18 protein-coding genes and 1 pseudogene are annotated in these 16,218 nt (G+C 61.4%); 7 read left to right on the plus strand and 12 right to left on the minus strand.

Going from position 1 to position 16,218, the window contains the following annotated elements:
- Positions 1-507 precede the first annotated feature (507 nt).
- Positions 508-1,425 carry a LysR substrate-binding domain-containing protein gene (locus AC3WRD_RS17505; protein WP_102621673.1) on the plus strand — a complete coding sequence of 306 codons (918 nt, stop codon included), beginning with the start codon at positions 508-510 and terminating at the stop codon, positions 1,423-1,425.
- A gap of 37 nt (positions 1,426-1,462) precedes the next feature.
- Here AC3WRD_RS17505 and leuD read toward each other — a convergent pair whose 3' ends face one another.
- From leuD to AC3WRD_RS17535, 6 genes and pseudogenes are all read right to left on the minus strand, one after another.
- Entirely contained in the window at positions 1,463-2,071 is a 609-nt protein-coding gene (gene leuD, locus AC3WRD_RS17510) for a 3-isopropylmalate dehydratase small subunit (RefSeq protein WP_102621672.1), read from the minus strand.
- Positions 2,072-2,074: 3 nt separating this feature from the next.
- On the minus strand, positions 2,075-3,496 hold the full coding sequence (gene leuC / locus AC3WRD_RS17515; RefSeq protein ID WP_102621671.1) for a 3-isopropylmalate dehydratase large subunit: 1,422 nt from the start codon (positions 3,494-3,496) through the stop codon (positions 2,075-2,077).
- 149 nt (positions 3,497-3,645) lie between these two features.
- Positions 3,646-4,158 (minus strand): GNAT family N-acetyltransferase, encoded by a 513-nt coding sequence (locus AC3WRD_RS17520; RefSeq protein WP_256580647.1) that lies wholly within the window; start codon positions 4,156-4,158, stop codon positions 3,646-3,648.
- A pseudogene (locus AC3WRD_RS17525) lies at positions 4,156-4,713 on the minus strand (HD domain-containing protein); the annotation flags it as partial. The gene AC3WRD_RS17520 and the pseudogene AC3WRD_RS17525, both read right to left, overlap by 3 nt.
- Positions 4,714-4,798: 85 nt before the next feature.
- Positions 4,799-5,356: a helix-turn-helix domain-containing protein gene (locus tag AC3WRD_RS17530; protein WP_102621669.1), complete on the minus strand. Its 558-nt coding sequence runs from the start codon at positions 5,354-5,356 to the stop codon at positions 4,799-4,801.
- A 78-nt stretch (positions 5,357-5,434) separates the two neighbouring features.
- Positions 5,435-5,839: a RidA family protein gene (locus AC3WRD_RS17535; protein WP_102621668.1), complete on the minus strand. Its 405-nt coding sequence runs from the start codon at positions 5,837-5,839 to the stop codon at positions 5,435-5,437.
- A gap of 134 nt (positions 5,840-5,973) precedes the next feature.
- Between AC3WRD_RS17535 and AC3WRD_RS17540 the strand changes: the two genes are divergently transcribed.
- Positions 5,974-6,915, plus strand: coding sequence for a LysR family transcriptional regulator (locus AC3WRD_RS17540; protein ID WP_102621667.1), 942 nt, complete (start codon positions 5,974-5,976; stop codon positions 6,913-6,915).
- Here AC3WRD_RS17540 and AC3WRD_RS17545 read toward each other — a convergent pair.
- Complete coding sequence (locus AC3WRD_RS17545) at positions 6,878-7,738, minus strand: LysR substrate-binding domain-containing protein (RefSeq protein ID WP_102621666.1); 861 nt, start codon at positions 7,736-7,738, stop codon at positions 6,878-6,880. The genes AC3WRD_RS17540 and AC3WRD_RS17545 overlap by 38 nt on opposite strands.
- Before the next feature lie 137 nt (positions 7,739-7,875).
- Here AC3WRD_RS17545 and AC3WRD_RS17550 point away from each other — a divergent pair, with 137 nt between their 5' ends.
- The 4 genes from AC3WRD_RS17550 to AC3WRD_RS17565 are packed head-to-tail and all read left to right on the plus strand — an operon-like array spanning position 7,876 to position 12,112.
- Positions 7,876-8,928, plus strand: a complete 1,053-nt coding sequence (locus AC3WRD_RS17550; RefSeq protein WP_102621665.1) for an agmatine deiminase family protein — start codon at positions 7,876-7,878, stop codon at positions 8,926-8,928.
- A 3-nt stretch (positions 8,929-8,931) separates the two neighbouring features.
- Complete coding sequence (aguB, locus tag AC3WRD_RS17555) at positions 8,932-9,840, plus strand: N-carbamoylputrescine amidase (RefSeq protein WP_102621664.1); 909 nt, start codon at positions 8,932-8,934, stop codon at positions 9,838-9,840.
- Position 9,841: 1 nt separating this feature from the next.
- Positions 9,842-10,945 carry an extracellular solute-binding protein gene (locus tag AC3WRD_RS17560; protein WP_102621663.1) on the plus strand — a complete coding sequence of 368 codons (1,104 nt, stop codon included), beginning with the start codon at positions 9,842-9,844 and terminating at the stop codon, positions 10,943-10,945.
- A 48-nt stretch (positions 10,946-10,993) separates the two neighbouring features.
- Entirely contained in the window at positions 10,994-12,112 is a 1,119-nt protein-coding gene (locus AC3WRD_RS17565) for an agmatine deiminase family protein (protein WP_096821660.1), read from the plus strand.
- Positions 12,113-12,121: 9 nt separating this feature from the next.
- Here AC3WRD_RS17565 and AC3WRD_RS17570 read toward each other — a convergent pair whose 3' ends face one another.
- The 4 genes from AC3WRD_RS17570 to AC3WRD_RS17585 form a co-directional block, all read right to left on the minus strand.
- Entirely contained in the window at positions 12,122-12,784 is a 663-nt protein-coding gene (locus AC3WRD_RS17570; protein WP_102621662.1) for a glutathione S-transferase family protein, read from the minus strand.
- Positions 12,785-12,889: 105 nt separating this feature from the next.
- Complete coding sequence (locus tag AC3WRD_RS17575; RefSeq protein WP_102621661.1) at positions 12,890-13,252, minus strand: hypothetical protein; 363 nt, start codon at positions 13,250-13,252, stop codon at positions 12,890-12,892.
- A gap of 17 nt (positions 13,253-13,269) precedes the next feature.
- The gene (locus AC3WRD_RS17580) at positions 13,270-13,776 is read right to left on the minus strand and encodes a PaaI family thioesterase (protein WP_102621660.1); all 507 of its coding nucleotides are present in this window, start codon (positions 13,774-13,776) and stop codon (positions 13,270-13,272) included.
- A 70-nt stretch (positions 13,777-13,846) separates the two neighbouring features.
- Positions 13,847-14,683, minus strand: a complete 837-nt coding sequence (locus AC3WRD_RS17585; protein ID WP_102621659.1) for an SDR family oxidoreductase — start codon at positions 14,681-14,683, stop codon at positions 13,847-13,849.
- Positions 14,684-14,795: 112 nt separating this feature from the next.
- Here AC3WRD_RS17585 and AC3WRD_RS17590 point away from each other — a divergent pair, with 112 nt between their 5' ends.
- Complete coding sequence (locus tag AC3WRD_RS17590) at positions 14,796-15,701, plus strand: LysR family transcriptional regulator (RefSeq protein WP_102621658.1); 906 nt, start codon at positions 14,796-14,798, stop codon at positions 15,699-15,701.
- A 39-nt stretch (positions 15,702-15,740) separates the two neighbouring features.
- On the opposite strand, the gene AC3WRD_RS17595 is transcribed toward AC3WRD_RS17590, so the two are convergent.
- Complete coding sequence (locus AC3WRD_RS17595) at positions 15,741-16,010, minus strand: FecR/PupR family sigma factor regulator (protein WP_102621657.1); 270 nt, start codon at positions 16,008-16,010, stop codon at positions 15,741-15,743.
- Between the last annotated feature and the right edge of the window lie 208 nt (positions 16,011-16,218).

The raw sequence follows: 16,218 nt of genomic DNA on the forward strand, positions 1-16,218 counted from the left end.
GCGAGGGGAGCCTTCCCTGACAGGCAGGCGACAGCCAACGGCAAGAACGACTGGCGACAGTGGTTCCCGGCTACGTGAACGCCTGATCCGTCTGGATCCGATGGAGCGGGTCAGTTGATTCGCGCGGGTTCGAGGTCTTTGTCTCGACTCACGCGCAGGCGTCGTCAGCCAAAACCGTCAGGCCTCGCGGCGGGCGTCAGTAATGAGGTTTGCCGGAACGGCAAAGGGGGGGAGCTCACCTGTACGTTGGTCATCTTTCTGTCCTTGATAGAAAGCAACGAAACACAGGGATAGGTCGTAATAACCCGCAACCACAAAAACCATCCCTGATTTTTCTTCCAGTGCGGCTGATGGCGCCCATCGAGAGATGTTTGCCAAATGGCCAGCATATCGCCAGCCACGCAACCCTAGCCCCGTTTGTACGGGGCTGCCAGAAAAAGCGCCGAACGGTCATGGCCGCTGCTATCCTTCACCGATTGCGAGATAAATAGTGAAAAAATTCGGCCTATGAACACGAATCGTGACCAATTTCCCTTGCCCGAAGACCTCAAGGTTTTCCTCACCGTCATCCGCAAGAACAGCTTCGCCAGCGCCGCCGATGAGTTGGGTTATTCACCGGCCTACGTCAGCAAGCGCATCGCGGTGCTTGAAACCACGCTCTCGACAAAGCTGTTGCACCGCACGACACGGCGTATTGCATTGACCGACGATGGTGAACGAGTGCGGATCTGGGCGGAAAAACTGCTGGGTGATTTCGATGACTTTCTCGGCGAGATTGCCCAGGCCCGGCACCAGCCGGCGGGTTCGCTGCACATTTGCAGCAGCTTCGGGTTCGGCCGCAATCACGTCGCGCCAGCGATCAGTGAGCTGTCCCGAACGTGCCCGAAGCTCGACATTCGCTTGGACGTATTTGATCGCGTGGTCGATCTGGTGGGCGAGGGCTTCGATCTGGAAATCCTTGTCGGCGATGATCTGCCGGGCCAGCACCTGGCGCGCAAACTGGTCAGCAATCGGCGAGTGCTGTGCGCCACGCCGGAGTACCTCGAACGCCGGGGTACGCCGCAATCGCTCGAGGACCTGAAGGATCACGATTGCCTGGTGCTCAAGGAGCGCAACAATTCATTCGGCATCTGGAACCTGACCCGCGATGGGCAAGAAGAATCGGTGCGGGTCAGCGGCCCGTTGTCCTCCAACAGTGGCGAAATCGTGATGGAGTGGGCCTTGAGCGGCGGCGGGATTCTGTTGCGCTCGATGTGGGACGTCAAACCGATGCTCGAACAGCGGCGGCTGGTACAGGTGCTGGAGGATTACACCCAGAGTGCCAACGTCTGGGCGGTGTACCCGACACGGCTCAGCGAGTCGGCCAAATTGCGGGTGTGTGTGGAATTTCTCGAAGAGTATTTTCGCGACTTGTCGGTTGAATGAAGCCGGGTGGTTCAGTGAACCGCCCGGTTTTTTGTTTTCAGCCCAACCAGGGATTTTCCGCGAGATGCCGCGCTTCAAAAGCGCGAATCTGCTCGGCCCGTTGCAGCGTCGTGCCGATGGCGTCCAGCCCCAGCAACAGTGACTGTTTGCGCAGCTCATCAATCTCGAAAGCGATCAGTTTTCCGTCCGCCAGTTCGATGGTTTGCTGGGGCAGGTTCACGCGGATGTGCGCGGTCGCCGGAACGCTGATGACGTCGGCGATCTGTTTGAACTGCTCTACATCAAGTTGAATCGCCAGCACGCCGTTGCGCTGACAGTTGTCATAGAAAATCCCGGCAAACGTGGTGCCGATCAGTGCCCGGATCCCGACCTGCTTCAAGCCCCATACCGCGTGTTCCCGGCTGGAACCGCAGCCGAAATTGGGGCCGGTCACCAGAAACGCGGCGTCCTGCCAGGCCGGTTGATTGAGCACGAAGTCAGGGGCGGGTTCGCCGGAGGCGAGAAAGCGCAGATCGAAAAACAGCCCTCGATCCAGGCCCTGACGATCAATGCCCTTGAGGAACTGCTTGGGCATGATCACATCAGTGTCGATGTTGGCAGCCAGGAACGGCGCGGCACTGCCGCTGATGATGGTGAAAGGTTGCATGGCTCAAACTCCCGGCGCGAAGGCGCGAACGTCAGTCAAATGTCCGGTGATGGCGGCTGCCGCGACCATTGCCGGGCTCATCAAGTGCGTGCGCGCACCCGCGCCCTGGCGGCCTTCGAAGTTGCGATTGGTGCTGGAGGCGCAGCGATCACCGGTTGCCAGTACGTCGTCGTTCATCGCCAGGCACATCGAGCAGCCTGATTGCCGCCACTCGAAACCGGCATCGAGAAAGATCTGCGCCAGCCCTTCGTCTTCGGCCTGATCGCGTACCCGCGTCGAGCCGGGCACGATCATCGCCCGCACGTGAGCCGCGACTCGCTTGCCGTGCACCACGCGGGCCACGTCACGCAAATCTTCGATCCGCGCATTGGTGCAGGAGCCAATGAAGGCGTGGCTGATCACCACTTCGTTCAGTGGCGTGCCGGGTGTCAGGCCCATGTAATCGAGGGCGCGTTGCAGACCCTGACGCAGAATCGGGTCGGGCTGGCCGGCCGGGTCCGGCACTCGTCCGCCGATCGGGGCGGCCTGATCCGGGCTGGTGCCCCAGGTGACCATCGGTTCCAGCGCGGTGACATCTAGGCTGACTTCACGATCGAACACCGCGCCATGATCGCTGTGCAGGGTTTTCCAGCGCTCGACGGCCTGTTCCCAGATTTCCCCTTTGGGCGTGCGCGGCTTGAGTTGCAGATAGGCGAAGACCTTGTCGTCCGGCGCCATGAACGCACCACGGGCGCCAGCCTCCACGGCCATGTTGCAGATGGTCATGCGCGCTTCGACGCTGAGGTCGCTGATCGCCGGGCCAGTGAATTCGATCGCATAACCGGTGGCTCCCGAAGCGCCGATCTTTTCGATCAGGGCCATGATGATGTCTTTCGACGTGACGCCCGCACCGAGCTCGCCATTGACCGTTACGCGCAAGGTTTTCAGGCGTTTGTAGACCAGGGTTTGCGTCGCCAGCAGGTGCTCGATTTCCGAGGTGCCGATGCCAAAGCCGAACGCGCCCAGTGCACCGTAGGTGGTGGTGTGGCTGTCACCGGCCGCGACCACCATGCCCGGCAGAATGAAACCCTGTTCCGGCGCCACGACGTGTTCGATGCCCTGGCGCTTGTCCAGCACATCGAACAGCTCGATGCCGAAGTCACGGCAGTTCTCTTCGAAATACGACACCTGCCGCGCACCGCCCGCGTCGGGCATGGTCGCAGTGCGGGTCGGCGCTGTAGGGTTCACATGATCGACCACCGCCAGCGTGGCAGCCGGGCGCCAGACCTTGCGTCCGGCGTCGCGCAAACCGCTGAAAGCTTGCGGGCTGGTGTATTCGTTGGCGACCTGGCGGTCGATGTAAAGCAGCACGTGGCCCTGATCGTCGAGGGTGCAGACCGTGTGACTGTCGATGTGTTTCTGGTACAGGGTTCTCGGGCTGGGCATGGCGTGGGCTCTTTTCTGTCAGGTGCAAAAACGGCTACTGACAGAATATTGATCGCCGAAACGGCATCAAGAGCGCTTTGGTGAAGCCGTTGAACACGGATTGTGAGCAATTCGAGTTGCTCGCTGCCGCTTTGAACGACAGCGAACGGTTACTCGGTGGCGTCAAAAGCCTTGTGGTAGCTGACGACACCGATCGGCAACTCACCGCCAAACGCCAACGCCTGAAAATACTCCGCCGGAATCCCCGGCAACTCCAGACCTGCATGGGCCTTGTAGCCGAAGCGGCCGTAGTAGCCCGGATCGCCAAGCACCACGCAGCCAACCCCGCCAATGCGCTGCAACTCCGCCAGCGAGGCTTTCATCAGCGCCGAGCCGATGCCTTGCTGCTGGCGGGTCGGGCACACGGAGATCGGGCCGAGGCCATACCAGTCCTGTGTTCCGGAGGAAATCGTCACGGGTGAAATGGCGACATGGCCGACCACCGTGTCGTTCTCGACGGCCACCAGCGAAACGCTGAGCTGACCGGCGCGGCGCAAGGCGTTGACGATGAATTGTTCGGTGTGGCTGGAGTGTTCTTCGTGCTGGAACGCGGCCTCGGTGATTCGGGCGATGGCGTCGATGTCTTCGGGGCGTTCGTTGCGGAGGGTGATATTTGTATTCATGCGTTCTCGGGTATCCCGGTCGATCAGGGCTCGAAGGGTTTCGAACAGCGGATCGGCGTTGGTGTATTGCTTGCCGTAGGCCAGGTTGAAGCCATAGTCGAAGTCTGGCGGATTCTTGCCTTGAGTGTGTTGTAAAAGTGTTTCCAGCTTGTCCAGCGCCTTCACCGCTTTGGCTTCGGGAGAACGGGCGTTTTCGTAGTCGTCCCAGAGCGCGAGGATTTCGTTTCTCAGTGCGTCGTCCAGGGAGCGGGTGAGCAGCAGCAAGTCGTTGCGCTCCTGTTCGCCCTTGTCGGGAAAATCGGCTTGATCGACCGCCGGGATGTCACCGTTGATGGCTTCGCCGAGGTCGTGGATGACGCACATTTTCAGGACTTTCAGCAGGTCGAGCCCGGACAGGTCGTCGGCGAACACGATCACCATCAGGCACAGACGCCAGCTGTGTTCGGCGGTGCTTTCGTTGCGACCGAAAGAGGTGTGAGCGCTTCTGAGGACGTCCTTGAGCCGTTCTGCTTCGCGCAGAAAGTCGAGGCGTCCCTTGATTTTTTCGAGGTTCATACGGTGGCCGGGATAAAGAGAGCAGGGCTCAAAGCCTAGGCCCGGCCTCGATCATCGTCCACGCATAAAATATGCGGCACTCGGCCTACAGCGTTTCTACCAGTCGTGCGGCGGTGCCGTCTGAAAGCGCAATTCGCGTCCAGCGGCAAAGGCTTTCGCGGATGGGAACGAGGGTTGAATCATTGTGGCCGGTGACGAATTCCAGTGCCGGTGGCGCCTGGACTTCTCGCCAGCCAGCGTCATCCAGCAAGGACTCCTTGTGCTGGATTTCCGCCGTCGCAAAGCGCCACAGCGATTGCCCCAGCACATCGCTCAGCGGACTGCTGAACTGCGCGGCGCGGGCCGGGGAGCAGGCCAGCAAGCGATGGGTAAGGTCGCAGACCAGGTGAACCGGGCGCGCACTGTCCGTAACCAGTCGTGCGAGGGCCTGATCGGCCGCGCTGTCGAGTCGCGCCGCGAGCAAAGTCTCGAGTTGCCGATGCGCCTCCGGGTCCATTGCCAGCACGCCGCTTTCCCAACGGGAAATCGTCGACTGGGTGACCTTGAACAACTCGGCGGCATGGCTCTGCTTGACGCGGTGCAGCACGCGCCAGCGGCGCAGGGCGATGCCGGGCAGACTGGGCTTCAACAAGGTGTCGGGCATGGCGATGGATCGCAAAAGGAAGGCGGGCCGACAGTCTGAAGACTGTCGGCCCGTGCTGCAAATCGACGCGATATCAGGTCATTCCGACAGCCTGGCGATCACCTTGATCTCGAACTGAAAGCCATACAGCCACGTCACACCGACCGCCGTAATGGTCGGATGCGGCGCCTCGCCCCAGAACTCCGGCACCACTTCCCAGATGGTTTCGAAGGTCGATTGTGGATCGACCATGAACACGGTCACGTCCACCACGTCATCAAAGCTGCCGCCGGCTGCGCCGAGAATCGCATTCAGGTTGGTGAAGGCCAGGCGCACCTGTTGTTTCAGATCTGGCTCGGGCGAGCCGTCCTCAAGACTGCCGACCTGGCCGGAGACAAACAGAAAACCGTTGGAGCGTACGGCCGGCGAATAGCGGTTGCGCTCGTAAAGGGCATGGCGTCCGGGCGGGAAAACCACGTCACGTTTTGGCTGAGCGTTGGTCATGGAGTGTCTCCTTCAATGGGTTGAAAACCTGCGATGGAGAAACTCTAGGGACTTGCCTCGTCGCGATAAACGCGCAACCTTGGTGATCACTGTTTGTAAATCCCAAACAATCGAGCCGCTATTAGAGGTTGGATATGGACCGTTTTGACGCGATGCAAGCCTTCGCCCGGGTGGTGGAGGCGGGGAGTTTCACCAAAGCCGCCGAAACCCTGCACATGAGCAAGACCACCGTGACCCATCTGGTGCAGCAGCTGGAGGCACGCCTGCGGGTCAAGTTGCTCAACCGCACCACGCGTAAGGTCAACGCCACGGCGGACGGCGCGGCTTACTACGAGCGGGTGATCAAGCTGCTGGCCGACATGGACGATGCCGAAACCAGCCTTCCCGGCGCGTCAGCCCAGCCCAAGGGTCGCTTGCGGGTCGATGTGCCGAGCCCCTTGGCCAATCTGATTCTGGTGCCGGCGCTGCCCGAGTTTTGCGCGCGCTATCCGGAGATCCAGATCGACATGGGCGTCAGCGACCGGATCGTCGACATCATCGATGAGAACGTCGATTGCGTGGTGCGCGGCGGGGAGCTGCGGGATCAGTCACTGATGGCCCGGAAGGTGGCGGATCTTCAACTTGGCGTGTATGCCGCGCCGAGCTATCTGGCCCGTGCCGGCACCCCGGCGCATCCCCGAGAGCTGGAAGACAGCCATCACCGGGTGGTCGGTTTCCTCTGGGCGCGCACCGGCAAACCCGTGCCTTACGCCCTGCACAACGAACACGAAGATCTGCAGATCAAGGGCCGGCACGTGCTGGCCGTCGATGACGGCAATGCCTACCTGTCGGCGGGCCTCGCGGGGCTGGGCGTGTTGTGGCTGCCCAAGTACATGTCCAAGGCTCACGAGGCGAGCGGTAATCTGGTGCCGCTGTTCGAAGACTGGCGCCTCGATCCGATGCCGCTCTATGTCGCCTACCCGCCGAACCGCCACATCAGCCGCAAGCTGCGGGTGTTCATCGACTGGATCGCCGAGGTAATGGCCCGCCACGCACCGGTCATGGGTCGCTCAGGTTCGCCAGCAACCACTCGGTAAAACTGCGGGCCATCGGATCGCTTTCGCTGTCGCGGTGGGTCAGCAGCGCCCAGTTCGGGCCGCGAATGGTGTCGTCCACCAAGGGCTGCAACAGCCCTTCGGCCCGGGCCTTGCGGCTGAGCAACTGGCTGACCAGCGCGATGCCGAGCCCGCCGCACGCTGCGTCCAGCAACAGACCCGGATCGGAGAAGTTCAGGCCCTGATCCTGCTGGCCGACGTCGATCCCGGACTCCACTGCCCAATGGCTCCAGTCCATTTCCCGCTCGCCGTGCAGGGTGGTGCGCTGTGCAGGCGGAACCGCCAGCAGACTTGGATGACACGCCGGATACAGTCGATCAGCGTGCAGCACTTTGAAGCTGCATTCGGCCTGGGAGCTGATGTCGTCGCGCACCGCCAGATCGATGGTCTGGGTCGCCATCTCCGGCACTTCGTCGGTGCTGAAAATCCACAGGTCCACATTCGGGTGCTGGCGGCGGAAATCCCCCAGCCGTGGCAGCAACCAGTGCCTGGCAAACGCCGGCGTGGTGTTGAGCACCAGTTGATTGGGTTTCTGGTATTGCCCCAGCCGCCGAATCCCGACCGACAGTTGCTGCAGCATCGCCTGAGTGGTGCTGAGCAGGTCGTGGCCGGCGTCGGTCAGGCTGACGCTGCGTCCGCTGCGGAAAAACAGCGGCTGCTCCAGGTACGCCTCAAGGCTGCGAATCTGCTGGCTGATGGCCGATTGCGTGAGGCTCAGTTCCTCGGCGGCTTTGTGAAAACTGCCCAGCCGCGCGGCCGCTTCGAAGCCGCGCAACGAACTGAGGGGTGGCCAGTGTTTCAGCATGATCGATAAGTTCCTCTAATCAGTTTTCCGCTAAATCCATCGTTTGTTTGCCCGTAAGGCCGCCATTAGCATGCACGTCAACGCCGCCAAGGCTGTTTTCATTGAACACAATGGCTTAACTCAAAGGGCTTTTTACCATGCAGCAGAACAAAAACAACAACAGCGGTTGGATGATGCCGGCAGAGTGGGTAACGCACGCCGCGACCTGGATGGTCTGGCCACACAATCAGGCCCTGTGGGAGTCGGGCTGGCGCGTCACCTTGCCGTTGGTGCAGGAAGATTTCGCTCGCGTCGCCAACGCCATCGCCCGGTTCGAACCGGTGAAAATGGTCGTCGATCCATCGGCAATCGCCCGTGCCAAAGCCTTGTGCGGACCGAACATCGAACTGATTCCGCTGGCAGTCAACGACAGCTGGTGCCGCGACTCCGGCCCAAGTTTCGTGGTTCATCCGGAGCAAGGTCTGGCCGGGGTGAGCTGGCGCTTCAACGCGTGGGGCGGCAAGTCGGCTCACGACCTGGACGAAAGCCTGGCCCGTCGCGTGCTCAATCACCTGGGCGGCGAGTGCTTCGGCACGGCGCTGAGCAACGAGGGCGGCGCGATCCACGTGGACGGCGAGGGCACGTTGATCACCACCGAATCGGTGCTGCTCAACCCCAACCGCAACCTCGGCGTGAGCAAAGCCGAGATGGAAGAGATCTTCAGTCGCCTGCTCGGCGTGAAGAAAACCATCTGGCTGCCGGGCGATCCGGATTACGTCACCGGCGACATGACTGACGGCCACGTCGATGGCGTCTGCGCTTTTGCTCGTCCCGGCGTGTTGCTGGTGGACGCCACCCATGATCGCAGCTCGGTGTACGCCGAAGTGGTGCGGGAAAACCGCCGCGCACTGGAACTGGCCACCGACGCCCAGGGCCGCAAATTCGAGCTGATCGAGTTGTATGAAGCCACCGATGCGGTGGACACCGAAGCTGAAGTCTTCTGCGCCTCGTACACCAATTTCTACATCGCCAACGGCGCAATCATCATGCCGGCGTACGGCATCGAGGCCGACCATGTCGCGGCAGAAACGCTGGCCAAGGCGTTCCCGGGACGTGAAGTGGTGCCGGTGCAGATCAATCATCTGGCCCATGGCGGCGGCGGTGTGCACTGCATCACCCAGCAACAGCCAGCCTGGCCGGTGGAGGGTTGATCGATGACGTTGCTGAAAGTCGCTACTACCCAGATGCCGTGCACCTGGGATCTGAAAAGTAACCTCGATCGCGCCGAGCAGTTGGTGCGTGAAGCGGCCGCACAGGGCGCACAAGTGATCCTGTTGCAGGAGTTGTTCGCCACGCCGTATTTCTGCATCGAACAGAGCCACCATCACATGGCGCTGGCCGAGGAGTTTCGTGACAGTCAGGTGCTGTCGCGTTTCGCCGCGCTTGCCCGTGAACTTGGCGTGGTGCTGCCGCTGAGCTGGTACGAGAAGGCCGGCAATGCCTACTTCAACTCCCTGAGCGTGGCCGATGCCGACGGGCGTTTGCTGGGTGTGTACCGCAAGACCCACATCCCCAACGCCATCGGCTATCAGGAGAAGGAATATTTCAGCCCCGGCGACACCGGTTTCAAAGTCTGGGACACCGCGTTCGGTCGTCTGGGCGTGGGTATCTGCTGGGATCAGTGGTTCCCGGAGACCGCCCGTTGCCTGGCCTTGATGGGCGCCGAAGTGTTGCTATTCCCGACGGCCATCGGCTCGGAACCGGGCTGCGCGGATCTGGATTCGCGGGACCACTGGCAGATGACCATGCGTGGCCACGCCGCTGCCAACCTGCTGCCGGTGATCGCGTCCAACCGCGTTGGCCGTGAAGTGGCGGGCACCGATGCGGCGCTGCAAATGAATTTCTACGGCTCGTCGTTCATCTGCAACCACAAGGGAAAAATGCTCGCCGAAGCCGACCGCGCCAGCACTGGTGTGCTGGTGCAAAGCCTCGATCTGGCAGCCATGCGTGAAGATCGCTTGAGCTGGGGCATTTACCGCGACCGTCGCCCGGAAATGTACGGCGCCTTGTTGAGCCAGGACGGCCGTCACCTTCACGCCCGCTGGAATCCTCAAGGAGTCTGATATGCCTACTTCACACAAGTGGTTGCTGGGCGCTCTGGGCCTGGCGCTGGCCGGTTTGATGCCGGCCGTGCACGCCGAAGACAAGACATTGCGGCTGTACAACTGGGCGGATTATTTCGCCGAAGACACGCTGACAAAGTTCACCGCCGAAACCGGGATCAAGGTGATCTACGACGTGATGGACGGCAGTGAAACCCTGGAGGCCAAGATGCTCTCCGGTGGCAGCGGCTACGACCTGATCTTCCCCGGCGACACGGTGGCCGAGCGGCTGATGCGTGCCGGCAGCCTGTTGCCGCTGGATCCTTCGAAGGTCACGGCGATGAACGACATCGAGCCGGGCCTGCAAAAGCTGCGCAGTCATTACGAGCATTCGAACAAGGCCACGGTGCCGTACACCTGGGGCACCATCGGCCTGACCTACAACGCCGAGCAGATCAAGCAGCGCATGGCCGACGCCCCGGTCAACAGCCTCGACATGCTGTTCAAACCGGAACTGGCCGCCAAGTTTGCCGATTGCGGGATTTCGATGATCGACTCGCCGGACGAAGTGCTGGCCGTGGTGCTCAATTATCTGGGCCGCGACCCGCGCAGCGCCAAGCCTGCGGATCTGGCGGCGGCCAGTGACTTGTTGATGAAGCTGCGGCCGCACATCCGCAAGTTTCAGTCGCAACCGGTCACCGATCTGGTCAACGGCAACCTGTGCCTGTCCCTTGGCTACAGCGGTGACATGACCCAGGCCCAGCGCACCTCGGACAGTGCCGGCAAACAGACCCGCTTCCAGTACCGCGTGCCTCGCGAGGGCACCACGGTGTGGATGGACACCATGGCCATTCCGGTCGATGCCAAACACCCGGAATACGCTTATGCCTTCATCAACTTCGTGATGCGCCCGGAGAACATGGCCGCGATCAGCAATTTCACCGGTTACCCGACCTCCAACGCCAAGGCCCGGCCAAACGTGGATGAGGCCATGCGCAACAACCCGGACATCTACCTCGACGAAGCGACCTATGCTCGTCTGATACCGGGCAAGGACATTCCCCAGGCTGACATGCGTGCCCGCATGCGCACCTGGACCAAGTTCAAGACCGCCACTGCAAAGTGATTTTTCCGGGCCGCCCCGGCGGCCCCCTTACACATCAGGAACGTACACATGCCGACTCGTCGCGAGTTCATCAAACAGGTTTCAGTCGCCGCCGGAGTAGGCGCTGCCGTCATGGGCCTCGGCCTGTCCCCGGCGCGGGTGCTGGCGGCCAGCGAAGGTCGCTGGTTCATGCCCGACGAGGGCGACAAACACGAACGCGCCTACATGGCCTTCGGCGCGCAGGACGCGATCTGGGAAGATTTCACCGAAGACGTCCAGGAAGCGCTGGGCCGGATCGCCCGCGCCATCGCCCGTTATGAGCCGCTGACCATTTACTGCCGCAGCGGCGAACGCAGCCTGGCCGAAGAGATTTGCGGCACCTCCAACATCACCTACCAGATCGCCAACCTCGACGACATCTGGATGCGTGACATCAGCGCCAACTTCGTCATCGATGACAAAAGCGGCCTCGGCGCGGTGGACTTCAATTTCAGCGGCTGGGGCAACAAGCAGCAGCACTCCAAAGACGCGAAAATCGCCCAACGAGTGGCGCAAGACGCACAAGCGACCTACATCCGCAGCGAACTGGTGGGCGAGGGCGGCGGCATTGAGGTCGATGGCCACGGCACCGGGATCATGACCGAAAGCTGCTGGGTCAACAGCAACCGCAACCCCGGCTGGAGCAAGGCTGACGTCGAGGCGGAACTGAAGGCACGCCTGGGCCTGCGCAAAATCATCTGGCTGCCGGGCATCAAGGACAAGGACATCACTGACGCTCACGTCGATTTCTACGCACGTTTCGTCAAGCCTGGCGTGGTCATCGCCAACCTCGACACCGACCCGAAATCCTACGACAACAAGGTCACGCTGGCGCACCTGGAGATCCTGAAAAAGGCCACCGACGCCGACGGTCGCCCGCTGCAGATCCACACCGTTTCGCCACCGCTGAAACCACGCAAGACCAAGTTCAACAAGAACAACGACGACTTCGCGGCCGGTTACATCAACTACTTCGTCATCAACGGCGCGGTCATCGCCCCGGAGTTCGGCGACAAGGACGCCGACAAGAAGGCCTTCGACCTGCTCAAGCAGCTCTACCCGAACCGCGACGTGGTGCAGATCAACATCGACGCCATCGCGGCCGGTGGTGGCGGGATTCACTGCGTGACCAGTCACCAGCCGGCGTAAGGGTCGCGTTCAGCGAAACCGTGGGGGAATCGCCTCGGCAAAGGGATAGAAGTCAAACCACGGTTTGGCTTCTTCAAGGACCTGTTTGAAAGCGGGGCGCTGAACCAGCCGCTCGAAATAGGCATTCAAGTGGCCATGGTCGCCGGGGAACGGCACCAGCGTGCTGGCGTAAAACAGGGCCGGGCTCGCGGAGCAATCGGCCATGCTGAAGTCCGGGCTGGCGATCCACTGACGGGTCGCCAACTGACGTTCGAGCATGCCGTACGCGGTGTTTAGCAGGGTGCGCTGGCTGGTCAGGTCGTCGTGTCGGTCGTGGATGCGGTCGGCGACAATCTGCGACATCGGCGTCATCACGTAGTTGTCGAAAAATCGGTCCCAGAGTCGAACTTGCAGGGCGGTGTCCCAATCGTCGGGGATCAGCCGGCCAGCGCCGGCATGGTAGTGATCCAGATACTCGATGATCACGCTCGACTCAGGCACGCTGCGCTGGCGGGCACGATCATGCAGCACCGGGAATTTGACCAGCGGCCACAGGGCCCGCAGCTCGGCTCGTTCGGCTTCGCTGGACAGGTCGATGACGCGCTTGTCGAATGCGGTGCCGTGTTCGTAAAGGGCGATCAGTACCTTGTGGCAGTAGGACGACAACGGGTGGTAATAGAGGGTCAAGTCCATGGTTCAACGCCTCGCGTTGGTGGTGAAAAGCACTACACAGGTATAGCGCGCCTGCGCACGGCCATGCATTTGATTTCCACCAGCAGCCCCGAACGCTGAATCGGGTCACTTCGCGCGAAAGTACCGGATCAGGTTGACCGATTTTGTGAACACCGCGTAAGCCACCGCTGCGATCATGAGTCCGGCGATGGCCGGGCCGACCGCATTGAGGCCGGTAATGAGCAGCATGTAGAGCGACAGCATCAGTATCAGCACGACATAACTGGCGAGTGTCTGTCTAAAGAACGCCAACAGCAGCGGGATGAATGCCACTGCCACCGAGTGGATGGCCACCGCCTGCAAAATCTCGATTATCAGATACGAGAAAGCATCTTCGCCGCTTGCTTGCGTGGCGATCAGCCAGGATTCGTTCATCAGCCAATTCAGGCCGCCAACCACCATCAGGCTGATGACGACAATCAGCGCCATGTTTTTTGCTCGGCTACTCATTGGTCTTCATTGCGCCCATGAGCGGCCGCCGCCAGTTGTTCGGTATCCACCCGAACAAACACCGAATCACCCACCGCCGTCAGCACCTCCCCGGCATACACCTCGCAGATCACCCGGCTCTTGCGTCCGACTTCACCTTCGACTCGGGCCTTCAACGTCAGCGGCACGCCCATCGGTGTCGGCTTGATGAACTTGATGCCGAGGTTGCCGGTGACGCAGTTGATGCGCGGCAGGCTTTCGGCTTCACGCCCTTCAGCGCGGTAGTGATAAGCCATCGCCGTCCAGTTGGAATGGCAGTCCACCAGCATCGCGATCAGGCCGCCGTAGACCAGCTCCGGCCAGCCGCAGTATTTGGCTTCGGGGATGTGCTCGGCCATGACGTGCACGCCGTCCTCGTGCCAGAAACTCTTGATGTGCAAGCCGTGCGGGTTGCTGCTGCCGCAGCCGAAGCAGACGCCGTCGGGGGCGGCGGTGTCTTGCAGGGAGGTGTCGAGGGTGGACATGCCGGGGTCATCCTTAAACTGTTAGCCGAACCGGGCGGATTCTAACCCCGAATAAAGGATGAAGCGTGATTTAGTCCGGCGCCAGATCCCCATACCAGTAGGCCGCCGTGACACCGCCATCCATGAGGAAGTCGCTGCCGGTGATGAACGTGCCCTCGGGTCCCATGAGCAATGCGCCGACGGCCGCCACTTCATCCGGTGTGCCGCCACGCCCGGCGGCGCTGCGTTCGATCATGCGCCGGTAGCCTTCACCGCGCGGGCCGCTCAACTCATCCCGGGCCAGTGGCGTGAAGATGATGCCCGGGCTGATCGTATTGACCCGTGCACCCCGTTTACCCCACCGCACGGCCTCTGCCATGACCCGCAGCGAATTGCCGCGTTTGGAGACTTGATAGGCGTGCAACGGGTCGCTGATGCGCTCGGCCGACAGCATCGGCAACGCCAGCAGTTCCTCGGTCGGTGTCGTGGCCAGCGCCTTGTTCTGTTCAGCGCTCAGTGCCGGCAAGCGGTGACCGGATTGCGAGGCAATCACGATGGCCGAACCGCCGGCGGCGATAACCTGGCCAAACTCTTCCAGTACGACGGCCGTGCCGTACAGGTCGACGCGCAAAATGGTTGCGGCTGACGCTTGCGAGGGCGAAACCCCGGCCGCGTGGATCACCCCGTTGATGTCACCGAGGGCGGTAGCGGTCCGGACCAGCGTTTGCACTGAAGCGCGAGAGGCGACGTCCACCACGGTGGTGGTCACGTCGAAACCTGCATCGAGCAAGACCTTTGCTGCTGCGTCGGCGTTTTCCTGCTTGAGATCGGCCAGCACTACATGCTTGCCGGCACTGACGCGCCGGGCAATTGCCTGGCCGATGGCACCCGCACCGATCACCACGATCACTTTCGCTGAATTGTTCATGGGTTCATCTCACGTGAGAGCCGGATTCCCGACGAGGTGAACGACTCTATATTGCTGCTGATTGCTCAACAATATAGGGTTGACTGCATGCCTTAGTGAGGGATTTTCATCAATGTTGCGCGCAGATCTGCCGGGCCTTACCGCCTTCATCGCCATTGCCGAACAGCGCAGTTTCAGTGGCGCCGCGCGGGTGTTGGGAGTGTCTTCGTCGGCGCTCAGCCATTCGATGCGCAATCTGGAGGCGCGCCTGGAAATGCGCCTGTTCAACCGCACGACGCGCTCGGTGTCGCTGACCGAGGCGGGGGAGCAGTTGCTCAACGGGGTTCGACCGTTGATGAATGATCTGGCGAACGTGGTCAACGAGGTTACATCTGCCCGGATCAGCCCTTCAGGGTCGATCCGCATCAGCGCCTCAGAGTCATCGATCCGGCCGCTGATTCGCCACGTGGTTCCCGAGTTCATTGCCCGCTATCCGAACATCCACATCGAGTTCGTGGCCGACGCTGCGCTGCAAGACATTGTCGGCGACGGTTTTGATGCCGGCATCCGGCTGATCGATGACGTGCCACGCGACATGATCGCCATCCGCTTCGGGCCGGACGTGTGTTTCGCTGCCGTGGCTTCGCCGGACTACCTTCAACAGCATCCGGCGCCACAAGCGCCGCAGGATCTCAAGGCCCATCGCTGCATTCGCTTTCGCTTCACCGGTGGTGGTCTGTTTCGCTGGGAATTCAAACAGGGCGAACAAAGCGTCAGCCTGGATGTGGAAGGTCAGTTGACGATGGACAACCTCAACCTGATGGTCGAGGCCGCGCTGGCCGGTGCGGGAATCGCCTGGGTGCCGCAGTCACTGGTGGCGGAGGCAATGCAGGCCGGGCGGTTGGTTCGTTTGCTGGAGCAATGGAGCCCGAATTATTCCGGGCTTTGTCTGTATTACCCGGCCAACCGTCATCCGCCCACCGCGCTGCGGTTGTTCGCTCAGGCCGTGCGGGACTGGGCGAGCCAGGGTGTGTCGTAGCTTTGCGTCAGATCAACAACCCCGGCGTATCGCGGCGCATCAGTTGCGCTGCGCCAGGTTGCGTTGAAACTCTTCGAAGCTGCACGGCAGCGTCGTGGCCTTGCGCTTTTTCGACTTGTCGCGCTCGTCCGGCAGTTGATCGCTGAGCTCCCAGACCTCGAGCATCTTCGCGTATTCGAAGGCGTGGCGCGGGTCGGTCTGAATCCATTGCTGGAATTCCAGGCGCTCGTCAGGCGTGCAGGTATCGTCTTGCAAACGCAGGCACCAGTGCGCCGCTTGCGTCAGGATTTCTTCGTCTGCGTCGTTCATTGACGGTTCCCAGGATGGCCGAAGCGAGCAATTTACGTGGCGTCTTGCAAAAAAAACGTCAAAGCACGGTGAGGATTTAGTCCGCGTCGCGGACAGAACGCGCACCCGCCGGACAGATCGCGCCGCCATTTACGCTTTTCGAAGATTTGCCATATTCAGTCATATTGCGGTGTAGATAGTGGGCAGCCCAACCGGTTTCCAATGAGGC

The sequence above is a fragment of the Pseudomonas sp. FW215-R2 genome, from assembly GCF_058789255.1.